The 14151-nt window shown below is 62.7% G+C and carries 15 protein-coding genes; 12 read left to right on the top strand and 3 right to left on the bottom strand.

Annotation, left to right across the window (positions count from 1 at the left end; genetic code table 11):
• Together AC07W4_RS23240 and AC07W4_RS23245 are read left to right on the top strand one after the other, a co-directional pair.
• A partial coding sequence (locus AC07W4_RS23240; RefSeq protein ID WP_495034179.1) for a hypothetical protein occupies window positions 1-287 on the top strand: 287 nt, incomplete at its 5' end.
• Window positions 284-544 carry a hypothetical protein gene (locus tag AC07W4_RS23245; RefSeq protein ID WP_495034127.1) on the top strand — a complete coding sequence of 87 codons (261 nt, stop codon included), beginning with the start codon at window positions 284-286 and terminating at the stop codon, window positions 542-544. The genes AC07W4_RS23240 and AC07W4_RS23245, both read left to right, overlap by 4 nt.
• A 38-nt stretch (window positions 545-582) precedes the next feature.
• On the opposite strand, the gene AC07W4_RS23250 is transcribed toward AC07W4_RS23245, so the two are convergent.
• Window positions 583-819, bottom strand: a complete 237-nt coding sequence (locus tag AC07W4_RS23250) for a hypothetical protein (protein ID WP_495034128.1) — start codon at window positions 817-819, stop codon at window positions 583-585.
• A gap of 180 nt (window positions 820-999) precedes the next feature.
• Here AC07W4_RS23250 and AC07W4_RS23255 point away from each other — a divergent pair, with 180 nt between their 5' ends.
• From AC07W4_RS23255 to yghX, 6 genes are all read left to right on the top strand, one after another.
• Window positions 1000-2763, top strand: coding sequence for an L-lactate permease (locus AC07W4_RS23255; RefSeq protein ID WP_495034129.1), 1764 nt, complete (start codon window positions 1000-1002; stop codon window positions 2761-2763).
• 196 nt (window positions 2764-2959) lie between these two features.
• Window positions 2960-4459, top strand: a complete 1500-nt coding sequence (gene glcD / locus AC07W4_RS23260) for a glycolate oxidase subunit GlcD (RefSeq protein WP_495034130.1) — start codon at window positions 2960-2962, stop codon at window positions 4457-4459.
• A complete protein-coding gene (gene glcE / locus AC07W4_RS23265) occupies window positions 4459-5523 on the top strand; it encodes a glycolate oxidase subunit GlcE (RefSeq protein WP_495034131.1) in 1065 nt (354 codons plus the stop codon). The genes glcD and glcE overlap by 1 nt, the downstream gene beginning before the upstream one ends.
• A 3-nt stretch (window positions 5524-5526) precedes the next feature.
• Complete coding sequence (glcF, locus tag AC07W4_RS23270) at window positions 5527-6744, top strand: glycolate oxidase subunit GlcF (RefSeq protein ID WP_495034132.1); 1218 nt, start codon at window positions 5527-5529, stop codon at window positions 6742-6744.
• A 19-nt stretch (window positions 6745-6763) separates the two neighbouring features.
• Window positions 6764-7165 carry a heme-binding protein gene (locus AC07W4_RS23275; RefSeq protein WP_495034133.1) on the top strand — a complete coding sequence of 134 codons (402 nt, stop codon included), beginning with the start codon at window positions 6764-6766 and terminating at the stop codon, window positions 7163-7165.
• Between the two features lie 149 nt (window positions 7166-7314).
• Window positions 7315-8202, top strand: coding sequence for a YghX family hydrolase (gene yghX / locus AC07W4_RS23280; RefSeq protein WP_495034134.1), 888 nt, complete (start codon window positions 7315-7317; stop codon window positions 8200-8202).
• A gap of 136 nt (window positions 8203-8338) precedes the next feature.
• On the opposite strand, the gene AC07W4_RS23285 is transcribed toward yghX, so the two are convergent.
• On the bottom strand, window positions 8339-8992 hold the full coding sequence (locus AC07W4_RS23285; protein ID WP_495034135.1) for a peroxiredoxin: 654 nt from the start codon (window positions 8990-8992) through the stop codon (window positions 8339-8341).
• Between the two features lie 123 nt (window positions 8993-9115).
• Window positions 9116-10060 carry an aldo/keto reductase gene (locus AC07W4_RS23290; RefSeq protein ID WP_495034136.1) on the bottom strand — a complete coding sequence of 315 codons (945 nt, stop codon included), beginning with the start codon at window positions 10058-10060 and terminating at the stop codon, window positions 9116-9118.
• 129 nt (window positions 10061-10189) lie between these two features.
• On the opposite strand from AC07W4_RS23290, the gene AC07W4_RS23295 reads away from it, so the two are divergent.
• The 4 genes from AC07W4_RS23295 to AC07W4_RS23310 all read left to right on the top strand — a co-directional run bounded on the left by AC07W4_RS23295 (window position 10190) and on the right by AC07W4_RS23310 (window position 13530).
• Window positions 10190-10978, top strand: coding sequence for an alpha/beta hydrolase (locus tag AC07W4_RS23295; RefSeq protein ID WP_495034137.1), 789 nt, complete (start codon window positions 10190-10192; stop codon window positions 10976-10978).
• Window positions 10979-11142: 164 nt separating this feature from the next.
• Complete coding sequence (locus AC07W4_RS23300; RefSeq protein WP_495034138.1) at window positions 11143-11772, top strand: hypothetical protein; 630 nt, start codon at window positions 11143-11145, stop codon at window positions 11770-11772.
• Window positions 11773-11791: 19 nt separating this feature from the next.
• Entirely contained in the window at window positions 11792-12457 is a 666-nt protein-coding gene (locus tag AC07W4_RS23305) for a helix-turn-helix transcriptional regulator (RefSeq protein WP_495034139.1), read from the top strand.
• Window positions 12458-12669: 212 nt separating this feature from the next.
• On the top strand, window positions 12670-13530 hold the full coding sequence (locus AC07W4_RS23310) for a CAP domain-containing protein (protein ID WP_495034140.1): 861 nt from the start codon (window positions 12670-12672) through the stop codon (window positions 13528-13530).
• Window positions 13531-14151 lie beyond the last annotated feature (621 nt).

The following is a 14151-nucleotide window of genomic DNA, read 5'->3' on the forward strand; positions in this document are numbered from 1 at the left end:
CCCACAGGAAAGCGGTTTGTGGGAGCGGCGGTGCGGCGATCCGACTTGCTCGCGAAGGGGCCAGAGCAGACAGCACAAAAACCACCATCACTGGCGTCGATATTCACCATCGCCGCGATTGCCTTCCGCTTGAACGCCGTCAGCGTAGGATCGATCCCAAGCCAACACGAAATCCCGAATCGGAGGGAAACCTCATGCTGATCCATCTGCTGACCTGCCTGGCCCTGACGGCGTTCACATTGAGTGTGTTTGCCTGGTACGTCCTGAGCGAGGAGCAAACATCATGATTCACACGGTCACCCTCGCCGTACGTTTTCCGCTGTTCGGCAACAATTTCTACGCGCAGAAATTCGAGTCACGTAAAGAGTTGACTCTGCTGTTCGACGAGAAGTTCGAAGCGTTGCTGATCCCTTCAGCCGATCATCACTTCAGCAACGAAGTGGTCGGGCTCAATGATCAGTTCCGGTTTTTGAATGACGTGCTGGCCGAGCATCTGCTGGATGTCGAGCTGGCAAAAGTCTCGGCCCGCGCCTTCGGATTCTGACGGCGACCACCGGTCAGCCGGGCACGGACGCGAACCGTTCACAACGTTCGCTGGCTATTGCCAGTCCCCCTCGCAATATCGATTCCCCAATCCATCGCCGCCTCCATGTCCAGCATGTGCGGCCGCGGGTCGTGGTTTTCGTCGATGACCGAGCCGTCCGGCTTGTAGACACCGATGAACATGCTCAACGAACCGTCTTTCAATATCTCGGCCTTGACCTTGATGCTGCATCCGTTCGATAGCGTTTCCTTGTGCTCCATATGGCGCTCGGTCATGACTGCACTCCTCCCCTGACTGAATTCAAACCCTACTGGCCATGCTAGCTCAGCCCTCCGGAATGCGCCGATTGGCAGGACCGGAGGCCTGGTCTGACAGCGGCGCAATGCCACCTATACTGAAAACCACCTCCCCCCAGGGGGATCTGCACGTTCAACAATAAAAAGCAGAGGTGGAACATGGTCTGGCAGCAAGTCTACGATCCGTTCGGTAACCCGGTGCTTTCAACGCTCATGGCGGCAGTGCCTGTGGTGGTGATGCTGGCGTCCCTCGCGTTTTTCCATGTCAAGGCGCACCTGGCGGCGTTGCTCGCCCTGGCCTCGGCCTTGCTGATATCGATCTTCGCCTTCGGCATGCCGGCAGGCATGGCAGGTTCGGCGGCGTTGTTCGGTGCGGCCAACGGTCTGCTGCCGATTGGCTGGATCGTGTTGAACATCATCTTCCTGCACCGCCTGACCACCGAGAACGGCTCGTTCAAGGTGTTGCAAGACTCCCTGGCGCGCATCACCGATGACCGGCGCCTGCAATTGCTGCTGATCGCCTTCTGCTTCGGGGCGTTTTTCGAAGGCGCGGCCGGTTTCGGTACGCCGGTGGCAGTGACCGGGGCGATTCTGATCGGGCTGGGGTTTTCGCCGCTCGCCGCTTCAGGGCTGGCGCTGATCGCCAATACCGCCCCCGTGGCGTTCGGCGCCCTGGGCACGCCGATCATCACCCTGGCCAAGGTCACCGGGCTGGATGAAATGGAGCTGTCGATGATGGTCGGCCGGCAGTTGCCCTTCTTCTCGGTGCTGGTGCCGTTCTGGTTGATCTGGGCCTTTGCCGGCTGGCGCAAGATGGTGGAAATCTGGCCGGCGATCCTGGTGGCCGGGGTCAGCTTTGCCATTCCGCAGTTCCTCGTGTCGAACTATCACGGACCCATGCTGGTGGATGTGATCGCCGCGCTGATTTCCATGGCCTGCCTGACCGGTTTCCTCAAGGTGTGGAAACCGGCCACCGTTCACACGTCCGCCGCCCTGACCGGCCGGGTCGACAACTCGAAGATCGACGCCGAGCACGACGAAAAGCCTGTACCCACTGCAACCTTTGCCAACGAGGCAAAACCGGCAGTGATGCGGGCGTGGATGCCGTGGCTGATCCTGACGGTCTTCGTGTTCATCTGGGGCACCCAGGGTTTCAAGAACACCTTCGACACCCGCCCCGCCATCGATCCGCAAACCAGTGCCGCCAAGCTCGATCCCCAGGGCAAGCCGATGCGTGAGGCGAACCCCGTGTTTGCGCCGGTCGTGACCTTCACCACCCTGCACTTGCAGGTCGAGAAAGTCCCGCCCGTGGTGGCCGCGCCGAAAACCGAAGAAGCGGTGTACAAGTTCACCTGGTTCACCGCCACCGGCAGCGGCATTCTGCTGGCGGCGATTGTCGGCGGTTTGCTGATGGGCTACTCGATCCCGCAACTGATTCACCAGTACCTGCGCACCCTGTGGGTGGTGCGTTATTCGCTGATCACCATTGCGGCGATGCTCGCGCTGGGCTTCCTCACGCGCTACTCGGGGCTGGATGCGACCATGGGCCTGGCCTTCGCCGCGACGGGCATTTTCTACCCGATGTTCGGCACCCTGCTAGGCTGGCTCGGCGTGGCGCTGACCGGCTCGGACACCGCGTCCAACGTACTGTTCGGCGGCTTGCAACGGGTGACGTCCGAGCAGTTGGGCATCAGCCCGGTGTTGATGGCCGCCGCCAACAGTTCCGGCGGGGTCATGGGCAAGATGGTCGACGCCCAGTCGATCGTGGTCGCCTCTACCGCCACCCGCTGGTACGGCCATGAAGGGGAAATCCTGCGCTACGTGTTCTTCCACTCCATTGTGCTGGCGATCCTGGTCGGTGGCCTGGTGACGCTGCAGGCCTACGTCGCACCGTTCAGCCATATGGTGGTGGGTGGGCATTGAATCGAACTGTGGGAGCGGGCTTGCTCGCGAAGGCGGTGTGTCAGACGGCAATGTCTTCGACTGACACTCCCTCTTCGCGAGCAAGCCCGCTCCCACAGTGGATGGTGGTACGTCGAGCAGACAACGATCCCATGGACAGCTGAGCCTGACGGGCTAATGATGAAGGTCAGTGGCCTCCAGCGAGAATCGTGATCCCATGAACATTCTCTACGATGAACGCGTTGACGGCGCCTTGCCCGACGTCGACAAACAGGCACTGTTGCGGGCCCTGCAAACCCGCTTGCCGAATCTGGAAATCCTGCATCAGCAGGAGGAACTCAAGCCCTACGAATGCGACGGACTGTCGGCCTATCGCACCACGCCAATGCTGGTGGTGCTGCCCCGATCCATCGACGAAGTCCAGGGGGTACTGCGGGTCTGCCATGAGCTGCGCGTCCCCGTCGTGGCCCGTGGGGCCGGCACCGGTTTGTCCGGCGGTGCACTGCCCCTGGAGAAAGGCGTGCTGCTGGTGATGGCGCGCTTCAACAACATCCTGCACATCGATCCTGCCGCCCGTACTGCACGGGTTCAGCCCGGCGTGCGCAATCTGGCGATCTCCCAGGCAGCGGCGCCCTTCGGCCTGTATTACGCGCCGGATCCATCCTCGCAGATCGCCTGCTCCATCGGCGGCAACGTCGCGGAAAATGCCGGTGGCGTGCACTGCCTCAAGTACGGCCTGACCGTGCACAACGTGCTCAAGGTCGACATCCTCACCGTCGATGGCGAGCACCTGAGCCTGGGGTCCAACGCCCTCGACGCCCCCGGTTTCGACCTGCTGGCGCTGTTCACCGGGTCCGAAGGCCTGCTCGGGGTGATCACCGAGGTCACGGTCAAGTTGCTGCCCAAACCCCAGACCGCCAAAGTGCTGTTGGCGGCGTTCGACTCCGTGGAGAAAGCCGGGCGCGCGGTCGGCGACATCATTGCCGCCGGCATCATCCCCGGTGGCCTGGAAATGATGGACAACCTGGCGATCCGCGCCGCCGAGGACTTCATCCACGCCGGTTATCCGGTGGATGCCCAGGCCATTCTGCTGTGCGAGCTCGACGGCGTTGAAGCCGATGTCTCAGATGACTGCGACCGGGTGCGCCAAGTGCTGCAACAGGCCGGCGCCATCGAGTTGCGCCAGGCCAAAGACGAAGCCGAACGCGTGCGTTTCTGGGCCGGGCGCAAGAATGCCTTCCCGGCGGTGGGCCGCCTCTCGCCGGACTACTACTGCATGGACGGCACCATCCCCCGCCGCGAACTGCCCGGCGTGCTGCACGCCATCGCCGAACTCTCGAACGAATACGGCCTGCGGGTGGCCAATGTGTTCCATGCCGGTGACGGCAACATGCATCCGCTGATCCTGTTCGATGCCAATCAACCCGGTGAGCTTGATCGAGCCGAAGCCCTGGGCGGCAAGATCCTGGAGTTGTGCGTGAAAGTCGGCGGCAGCATCACCGGTGAACACGGCGTGGGCCGCGAGAAGATCAACCAGATGTGCGCGCAGTTCAACAGCGATGAGCTGACCCTGTTCCATGCCATCAAGGCCGCCTTCGACCCCGGTGGCCTGCTCAACCCCGGCAAGAACATTCCGACCCTGCACCGCTGCGCCGAATTCGGTGCCATGCACATACACGGCGGTCAATTGCCCTTCCCCGAGCTGGAGCGTTTCTGATGCACGGCCCTGAAGATTTCGATGACAGCCAGTCACTGCTGGAACAGGTCAATCAGGCGCTGGAAAACGCCACGCCGTTGCGCATCCAGGGTTCCAACAGCAAAGCCTTTCTCGGGCGCACCACGGCCGGGGAAATTCTCGACACCCGCTCGCACCGGGGCATCGTCAGTTACGACCCAACTGAACTTGTGATCACCGTCCGTTGCGGCACGCCGTTGTCGCAACTGGCGCAGGTGCTGGACGCCGCACAACAGATGCTGCCCTGCGAACCGCCATCCTTTGGCGACGGCGCCACCGTCGGCGGCATGATCGCCTGCGGGCTTTGCGGGCCACGGCGCCCGTGGGTCGGTTCGGTGCGGGACTTCATTCTTGGCACGCGGGTCATCACCGGTCAGGGCAAACTATTGCGCTTTGGTGGCGAGGTGATGAAAAACGTCGCCGGCTACGACCTGTCGCGCCTGATGGCCGGCAGTTACGGCAGCCTCGGGCTGATCACCGAGGTTTCCCTCAAAGTGCTGCCAAAACCCCGGCAAGCCTTAAGCATCAGCCTGGAAATGGACGCCGAACGGGCCTTGCTGCGCCTGGCGGAATGGGGCCAGCAGCCATTGCCGATCAGCGCGGCCTGTCACGACGGTTCACGCCTGCACCTGCGGCTTGAAGGCGGTGAGGGTTCGGTGGCTGCGGCCCATGAGCGCCTCGGGGGTGAACGGCTGGAGGCTTGTTGGTGGGACGATCTCAACGAACAACGCTTGAGCTTCTTCGATGAAGACCAACCGCTTTGGCGCCTGTCACTGCCAAACAACACGCCGCTCCTGGCGCTGCCGGGGCGCCAGTTGATCGACTGGGGCGGCGCCCAGCGTTGGCTGAAATCCGATGCCGAAGCAGCGTACATCCGCCAGGTCGTCGACGAGGTCGGCGGCCATGTCACCTGTTTCAGCCACGGTCTGACCGACAGCCCCTTCCATCCGCTGCCCCCGGCGCTGATGCGTTATCACCGCAACCTGAAACAACAGCTCGATCCACGGGGCATCTTCAACCCCGGACGCCTGTACGCGGAGCTTTGAACCATGCAGACGACCTTGAGTGAAAGCGCCAGCCATCTGCCCCGCGCCGCGGAAGCCGAAAGCATCCTGCGTACCTGCGTGCACTGTGGCTTCTGCAATGCCACCTGCCCGACCTATCAATTGCTCGGCGATGAACTGGACGGACCACGGGGCCGTATCTACCTGATCAAGCAGGTGCTGGAAGGCAACGACGTCACGCAAAAGACCCAACAGCACCTGGACCGCTGCCTGTCGTGCCGCAACTGTGAAACCACCTGCCCGTCGGGCGTCGACTACCACAACCTGCTGGACATCGGGCGCGCGGTGGTCGATGCGGCGGTGCCGCGCCCCCTCGGCCAGCGCCTGTTGCGCGAGGGGTTACGGCAGACCGTGCCCCATCCAGAGCTGTTCAAGAGTCTGGTCAATAGCGGTCAGGTGTTCCGCGCGCTGTTGCCCGGCACCCTGCAAAGCAAGTTGCCGCGCAATGTCTACCCGGCCAAGCCGCGGCCCATGACCCTGCGCGAGCGTCAGGTGCTGATGCTCGAAGGTTGCGTGCAGCCCAGCCTGTCACCCAACACCAATGCCGCGGCGGCGCGGGTGCTGGACCGGCTGGGGATCAGCGTCATCGCGACCCGCGAAGCCGGTTGCTGCGGCGCCGTGGACTACCACCTGGACGCCCAGGCCGCTGGCCTCGACCGTGCCCGGCGCAACATCGACGCGTGGTGGCCGGGCATCGAAAAAGGCGCCGAGGCGATTGTGCAGACGGCCAGCGGTTGCGGCGCTTTCATCAAGGATTACGGCCATCTGCTCGCCAGCGACCCGGCCTATGCCGACAAGGCAAAGAAGGTCAGTGAGCTGGCCCGGGACCTGGTGGAGGTGTTGCGCGACGAACCGCTGGAAAAGCTCGGCATCCACGCATCTCAACGCCTGGCCTTCCATTGCCCCTGCACCTTGCAGCACGGGCAGAAACTCGGCGGTGCCGTGGAAGCGCTGCTGACCAGGTTCGGTTTCACCCTGACGTCCGTCCCCGACGGACACCTGTGCTGCGGTTCGGCGGGCACCTATTCGCTGACCCAGCCCGAACTGTCGCGACAACTGCGCGACAACAAGCTCAACGCCCTGGAAAGCGGCCATCCCGAGATCATTGTCACGGCCAACATCGGCTGCCAGTCGCACCTCGATGGCGCGGGGCGAACCCCGGTGCGGCACTGGATCGAACTGGTCGAAGCCGCCCTGCCTTAACCAATCCCTGGAGATGCCCATGAACAGCAAAGCCGTCTTGAGCCAGGCCGAAGTCGGCCGGATCCTTGCCGCCGCCCACGCCGAAGCACAAGCCAATCAATGGGCCGTGACCATAGTGGTGGTCGATGACGGCGGCCACCCCCTGGCCCTCGAACGCCTCGACGGCTGCGCGCCGAGCAGTGCCTACATCGCCACCGAAAAGGCGCGCACCTCGGCCCTCGGCCGGCGCGAATCGAAAGGTTATGAGGACATGGTCAACGCCGGGCGCTACGCTTTCCTGTCAGCACCGCTGCTGACTTCGCTGGAAGGCGGCGTACCGATCATTGTCGATGGCCAGGTGATAGGCGCTGTCGGGGTGTCGGGCGTCAAGCCAGAGCAGGATGCGCAGGTGGCGAAGGCTGGGGCGCAGTGCCTGAAATGAGATACCGGCATCACCATCCCCCCTGTGGGAGCGGGCTTGCTCGCGAATGCGGTGTGTCAGTCGAAGACATTGACGCCTGACACACCGCATTCGCGAGCAAGCCCGCTCCCACAAGGTCCGTGTTCAACCTTCTGTGAGGAGTTGCACCGATGACCCGTCTAACTGCCAAAGACTTTTCCCCGGAACTGCTGGAACTCTACGACTACTACGCCCACGGCAAGATCAATCGCCGGGAGTTTCTCGACCGCGCAGCGTTGTTCACCTTCGGCAGCATGACAGCAGGCGCCCTGCTCGCCGCGCTCAGCCCCAACTATGCGCTGGCCGAGCAAGTCGAGTTCACCGACCCGGACATCATTGCCGAGTACGTCACCTACCCGTCGCCCAAGGGCCACGGCCAGGTTCGCGGTTATCTGGTGCGTCCGGCCAAAGCCACCGGCAAGGTGCCGGCGGTGGTGGTCGTGCACGAAAACCGCGGGCTCAACCCCTACATCGAAGACGTCGCCAGGCGTCTGGCCAAGGCCGGTTTCATCGCCCTGGCCCCCGACGGCCTGACCTCGGTCGGCGGTTATCCCGGCAATGACGACAAGGGCCGCGAGCTTCAGGCCACGGTCGACCCGGAAAAGCTGATGAACGACTTTTTCGCTGCCGTCGAGTGGATGATGAAACACCCCGCCGCCACCGGAAAGGTCGGCATCACCGGGTTCTGCTACGGCGGTGGCGTGACCAACGCCGCCGCCGTGGCCTATCCGGAACTGGGGGCCGCCGTGTCGTTCTATGGCCGTCAGCCTGCGGCCGAGGAAGTGCCCCGGATCAAGGCCCCGGTGATGCTGCACTACGGCGAACTGGATACGCGGATCAACGAAGGCTGGCCCGCCTATGAGAAAGCCTTGAAGGCCGGGGGCAAGACCTATGAGGCCTATATCTACCCGGGCTGCAATCATGGTTTCCACAACGATTCGACGCCGCGTTATGACGAGGCGGCGGCCAAGCTGGCGTGGGAGCGGACGCTGGGGTGGTTTAAAAAGTATCTGGTTTGAAGTACTCGGCCAGCAGGGGCGGCCCCTTCGCGGGCAAGCCCGCTCCCACAGGTTCCTGAGTCGTTCACAGATATGTGCTTCGACTCGGACCCTGTGGGAGCGGGCTTGCCCGCGAAGGCGGCTTCAGGGCTGGCGACTACTTCGGCTGAGCCACCGTCCGCAGATACGGCTTCAGGGTCTTGAAGCCATCCGGGTATTTCTTCTTCGCGTCTTCGTCAGACACCGAGGTCGGGATGATCACGTCTTCACCCGGCCGCCAGTTCACCGGCGTGGCAACGGTATGCCTGGCATTCAGTTGCAGGGAATCGAGCAGGCGCAGCACTTCATCGAAATTGCGCCCGGCGCTCATCGGGTAGATCAGCATGGCCTTGACCTTCTTGTCCGGGCCGACGATGAACACCGAACGTACCGTGGCGTTGTCCACTGCCGTACGCGCGCCGCCGCTGGCATTGGGGTGGATCATGTCGTAGAGCTTGGCCACCACCAGGTTTTCGTCACCGATCAGCGGATAGTTGACCGCCGTGCCCTGAGTCTCGGCGATGTCGCCGACCCAGCGGTTGTGGTCACTGACCGGATCGACGCTGAGGCCCAGGACCTTGGTGTTGCGCTTGTCGAATTGCGGCTTGAGTTTGGCCAGGTAACCCAGTTCAGTGGTGCACACCGGGGTGAAGTCCTTGGGATGGGAAAACAGGATGGCCCAGCCATCGCCGATCCATTGGTGAAAATTGAGGGTGCCTTCGGTGGTGTCGGCGGTGAAATCCGGTGCTTCGTCGCCAATTCGGATAGCCATGTTCGATCTCCTTGCAGTGATGGACAGGGACGCCGTCAGGGCTGTGAATGCACTTCCCGCGGCATGGACGCGAATCAGTATAGGAGAGGCTCGGCGACTCGCCGCTACGCTTTGAACAAGTCGCTAGCCCACCAGCGCTATCAGTTGCTGACGCTGGGCATCGGTCAGCATCGGGCCGAAACCGGCCCGGGCATTTTCCGCCATGTAGCGCGGGTTGCCGGTGCCGGGAATCACGCAGGTCACCGCCGAATGCGACAGCAGGAACTTAAGCGCCAGTTGCGGCCAGCCCTTGACCCCGACTTGCGCCGCCCAGCCTGGCAGCGGCTTATCCTTGAGTCTGGCCAACAAGCCGCCACCGCCAAACGGCCGGTTGCAGATCACCGCCACCCCCCGCTCGCGGCACAACGGCAGCAGGCGCTTCTCCGCGCCGCGATCATCCAGGGCGTAGTTGATCTGCAAGAAATCCACTGGCTCGGCCTTGAGTACCGCTTCCACTTCTTCATAGGCCGACGCCGTGTAATGGGTGATGCCGATGTAGCGGATGCGCCCTGCTTCCTTCCAGTGGCGCAGGGTCGGCAGGTGCGTCTGCCAGTCCAGCAGGTTATGGATCTGCATCAGGTCGATCCGGTCGGTCTGCAACAGGGCGAAGGATTGTTCCATCTGCGCGATGCCCTCTTCGCGGCCCCGGGTCCACACCTTGGTGGCCAGGAACGCCGGCGAGCGCGGCTCATGGATCGACAGCAGCTCGCCAATGGTCTGTTCGGCGCGACCGTACATCGGCGAGCTGTCGATCAGCTTGCCACCCTTGTCGAACAACGCATCGAGCACTGCGGGCAAGTCTTTGTAAGCCGGTTGCGAAGGCTCGACATCGAAGCCGCGGTATGTGCCCAACCCTACGATCGGCAAGGACTCGTTGCTGGAAGGAATGGCGCGGGTCTGCATGGTCTTGCCTCCTGTTCCCGTCGACGGCTCGGGTTGTGCACCCACCGGACCGAAGGTGAAGACCGCCGAAGCACCGGCAGCCAGCGTGAGTACTTCTCTACGGGTGTAACCCTCAGGATGGCTCATAAAACGTTTCTCACCAGTCGCAGGGGGCCGGCCTGTTGCGCCGACAACCCGGATTACCCGCGCCAAGGGCCGATTGACTACACTCAGAAAGCCTTGCGGCGCCAGCCACTTTCAAACCCCGAGCCGTCAATGCCGCCCACTAACGTTAGTCGAATGTCACGCACCCTGGTGTTACTCGTCGTCATCGTCGCTGCCCTGTACCTGGTGCTGTGCGTCACGCTGTTCGTATTTCAACGGGCGCTGATTTATTACCCGCAACCACGCGCCGTCGGGGCAGCCGGGACGCTGCTCACCCTGCCGGTCGCCGACGCACAGGTGCAGGTCTCCGTCCGTCCTCACGATGGCCCGAACGCGCTGATCTATTTCGGCGGCAATGCCGAAGACGTCTCGCGCAACCTGCCCGGGTTCTCCCAGGCTTTCCCTGACTACGCCCTGTACCTGCTGCATTACCGGGGCTATGGCGGCAGTTCCGGCTCGCCTTCGGAAGAGGCCATTGCCCGCGATGCCCTCACCTTGTTCGACCAGGTGCATGCCACCCATCCGCATGTGGCGGTGGTCGGCCGCAGCCTGGGTTCCGGGGTGGCCGTGCGCCTTGCCAGCGAACGCCCGGCCGCGCGACTGGTGCTGATCACGCCCTATAACAGCCTCGAAGGGCTCGCCGCCCGCCAGTTCCGCTGGTTTCCGGTGCGCTGGATGTTGAAGGACAAATACCCGTCCTGGCAGTACGCCGCCCGCATCACAGTGCCGACATTGGTGATCGCGGCCGAGCATGACGAGGTGATTCCGCGCTCGAGCACCGAGCGTTTGTACACACACTTCGCCAAAGGCGTGGCGTCACTGCGGGTGATACCGGGGACGGGGCATAACTCGATCGGCGAAAGTCCTCAATACCTCAAGGCGCTGGGAGATGGGTTGTAACGGCAACACCGGACTTTGTGGCGAGGGGACTTGTCGGAAGGCCCCAGTCGTTGCCGGCGACAGGTCATGGCCGTTCATCCGGGAATTCGCCAACATCCAATAAAAACATATTTTTATGCCTATATTGATATTGTCGAACATTCCCACTCTCAGAGGGTGCCGTCATGAATATCAAAACCCTGGCTTTGCTCCTGCTGGCTTTGTGTGTGCAACCGGTCTGGAGCCAGACGCCTGCCGCCTCTCCTACCACTGCCGACAGCCCCGCGCTGACCACGCGCCTGGCCGAGCGTGACCTTTGGGTCGAACACATTTTCTGGATCAGAAACTACGCGCTGGCCAATCAATCCGCCAACAAAAAGCAAGCCAAAGTCGCGGCGGACCAGGTGGTCGACAACGCCACCAAAATCGCCAACAGCATCGCCCCGCTCTACGGCCAGCCGGCGGCGGATCAACTGCTCAAGCTGCTTGCCGGTCACTGGGGCGCGGTGAAACACTACAGTGATGCCACTGTGGCCAAGGACGCCAAGGGCAAGCAGGCCGCCGTCACCGAGTTGACCAGCAATGCCAAGGCGATTGCGGCGTTTCTGGCCACCGCCAACCCCAATCTGCCTGAAGCCACACTGGTCAACATGTTGTCAGCCCATGGCGGTCACCACGTCGCACAGATCGATGAATTTGCCACGCAGGACTACGCTGGCGAAGCCCGCACCTGGGCGATGATGCGCACGCATATCCTGGCCCTGGCCGACGCCTTGACCGGCGCACTGGTCAAGCAATTCCCGGACAAATTCTGATACCGCGCGAGGGCATCCCATGCTGGAAGGACTGGGCCGAACACAGCAGGACCTGCTCAATGCACTGCTGCACCATGGGAGCGGCATGAGCATTGACGAGTTGGCTGAACATCTGGCCGTCACGCGCACGGCGATCCGCCAACACCTGGCGGCGCTGGAGCGTGACGGTCTGGTGCTGCGCGGCGACACCCGTCCGACGGGCCGTCGCCCCGAGCAGCTGTATCGGCTCACCGACCACGCGCGGGAGCAGTTCCCTCGCCACTATCAGCTGCTGGCCAGCGTCTTGATCGATGAGGTGGCGGGCATCATCGGCCCCGAAGCCCTGACTTCACTGATGCGCAGCATGGGCCGCAAACTGGCTTCGGACCGAGAACAGCAGGTCGTGGATGAAGCCAGGATCGTGCAGCACATGAACCAGGCGGGCTACGAGGCCGAGGTGTTTTTTCGTTCAGGCGGCACCCCGGAAATCGTCGCCCATAACTGCGTGTTCCATCGCCTGGCCGCCGAGCACCCGGTGGTCTGCGAACTGGACCTGGCCTTGATCGGCGCGTTAGGTGGCGGTGAAGTCGAACACAGCGAGTGCATGGTACGTGGCGGGCATGTCTGTCGCTTCAGGCTGCGACCGAGCGAAACCCCGGACGTTGCGACAGAAGCTGCTCCAGCCGATACCGATCAGCCTGCCTAGCGCCTGCGTGACAGCCGTTGCTGCCAATTTCCGGCGTTGTCTCGCTGGCAGGTTTCTTCGGAGTCGAAAAGCCCATGGGGGATCCTTGGTCGGACTCATGGCTACGCCCGAAAATAGACAGGTGCCCGCCGTGAACCTTGTTTCAAGGCACCAGTCATAGCCCAGCGCTTTTCCCCCTTTCTTCGTAGTCATCTCATCAGAGTTGTCCGTCCATGCGCCAAACTGTCGTTGCCTTGCGCTTTTCTTCGCTGTGCCTGTTTCCCCTGCTCCCCGTTTTTGCCAGCCCCGCCCACGCCGACGGGCAACGGCAACTGGTGGACGCCATCAACGACTATCGCGCCCATCCGCAACGCTGTGACCGGCGGCCGACGCAACGTTTATCACCCCTGACGCTCAAGTCGAACCTGGCCCTGCCCGTCGGCTATGGCGGTGGATTGCGGGACCGGTTAAAGGCCTCCGGCTATCAGGCAACCATGGTGCGGTCCATCCGCGTGGTGGGTGCACGGGATGCCGAAGAAGCCTTCGATCTGTTCCAGGACGAGCACTGCGCCGCACTGCTCGACAACCAATACGCCGACATCGGCGTCAGCCGCGCCGGGAGTGAATGGCAGGTGGTGCTGGCACGGCCGGTGCTCGACGGAAAAACCGGCGATCCACGCAGCGCCGCACAGGCGTTGCTGGCGCAGGTCAATGCAGCCCGGGCCAAACCGCGCCTGTGCGGTCGCCAGCGTTTCGCCGCCGCGCGGCCGCTATCCTGGAGTACAGCGTTGGGTTCCGCGGCACAAAGCCACAGCAAGGATATGGCCTACGGCAACTATTTTGCCCACCAGGACCGCGACGGTGACATGCCCTCCGACCGTGCCAGAGCCGCCGGTTACCGTGGTCGGCAGATCGGTGAAAACATCGCCGCCGGACAGGGTTCACCCAGCAAGGCCATGGCCGGCTGGCTCGCCAGCCCCGGGCACTGCGCCAACCTGATGAACCCGATGTTCACCCAGGTCGGTGCCGCTTACGCCGCCAACGCGCGCAGCGACAACGGTGTTTACTGGACCATGCTGTTTGGCGCGCCTTGAGCCGCTGGCCGGCCCCATCTTGCGGGCATTAAAAAGCCCGCACCGGGCGGGCTTTGTGGGTGAATGTAACAAGTAGGTGGCCGGTGCTGGTCTCCGGCTTACAAGGTTTATCAGGCCTCCCACAAAAGAGTCGTGAAACTGTAATGGAACTCTTCTGCTTCACACGGCATAAGGGCTGGATCCCAGCGCGGGGATCTTTCTAACCGTGTACCCTTCGGAACGCGCCCCACGTCTCCTTGCTATCCTTTTGCGCATCAGTCTGCGTCTTCACCTACATGGTTGAGGATAGCAAAACAGGCACAGTTGCCAACCGGGCTTTTAGACCGATTTCGACCAGCAGAAAACATGGCAGGACGGAAAAAAACTAAGCCTCGAATCGGTCTGCGTAAGGACAGCCGGCACCTATGGCCGACACAGATCAACGGTGGGAGCTGGCTTGCCAGCGAAGGGGCCGGAGCATTCAACATCAATGTCGTCTGACACGCCGCCTTCGCGGGCAAGCCCGCTCCCACAGGGTAAGTGGGTGTACGTCGATTTCGTGGCCGACACAGATCAACGGTGGGAGCTGGCTTGCCAGCGAAGGGGCCGGCACTTTCAACATCAATGTCGTCTGACACGCCA

This window comes from Pseudomonas sp. GW821-FHT02A08 (genome assembly GCF_059422045.1).

Bases quoted from the DNA above. Each gene is read 5' to 3' on its own strand.
- glcE (WP_495034131.1), top strand. From the start codon at position 4,459: ATGCACGGCCCTGAAGATTTCGATGACAGCCAGTCACTGCTGGAACAG.
- yghX (WP_495034134.1), top strand. From the start codon at position 7,315: ATGACCCGTCTAACTGCCAAAGACTTTTCCCCGGAACTGCTGGAACTC.
- AC07W4_RS23285 (WP_495034135.1), bottom strand. From the start codon at position 8,992: ATGGCTATCCGAATTGGCGACGAAGCACCGGATTTCACCGCCGACACC.
- glcD (WP_495034130.1), top strand. From the start codon at position 2,960: ATGAACATTCTCTACGATGAACGCGTTGACGGCGCCTTGCCCGACGTC.
- AC07W4_RS23310 (WP_495034140.1), top strand. From the start codon at position 12,670: ATGCGCCAAACTGTCGTTGCCTTGCGCTTTTCTTCGCTGTGCCTGTTT.
- AC07W4_RS23245 (WP_495034127.1), top strand. From the start codon at position 284: ATGATTCACACGGTCACCCTCGCCGTACGTTTTCCGCTGTTCGGCAAC.
- AC07W4_RS23295 (WP_495034137.1), top strand. From the start codon at position 10,190: ATGCCGCCCACTAACGTTAGTCGAATGTCACGCACCCTGGTGTTACTC.
- AC07W4_RS23290 (WP_495034136.1), bottom strand. From the start codon at position 10,060: ATGAGCCATCCTGAGGGTTACACCCGTAGAGAAGTACTCACGCTGGCT.
- AC07W4_RS23305 (WP_495034139.1), top strand. From the start codon at position 11,792: ATGCTGGAAGGACTGGGCCGAACACAGCAGGACCTGCTCAATGCACTG.
- glcF (WP_495034132.1), top strand. From the start codon at position 5,527: ATGCAGACGACCTTGAGTGAAAGCGCCAGCCATCTGCCCCGCGCCGCG.
- AC07W4_RS23300 (WP_495034138.1), top strand. From the start codon at position 11,143: ATGAATATCAAAACCCTGGCTTTGCTCCTGCTGGCTTTGTGTGTGCAA.
- AC07W4_RS23255 (WP_495034129.1), top strand. From the start codon at position 1,000: ATGGTCTGGCAGCAAGTCTACGATCCGTTCGGTAACCCGGTGCTTTCA.
- AC07W4_RS23275 (WP_495034133.1), top strand. From the start codon at position 6,764: ATGAACAGCAAAGCCGTCTTGAGCCAGGCCGAAGTCGGCCGGATCCTT.
- AC07W4_RS23250 (WP_495034128.1), bottom strand. From the start codon at position 819: ATGACCGAGCGCCATATGGAGCACAAGGAAACGCTATCGAACGGATGC.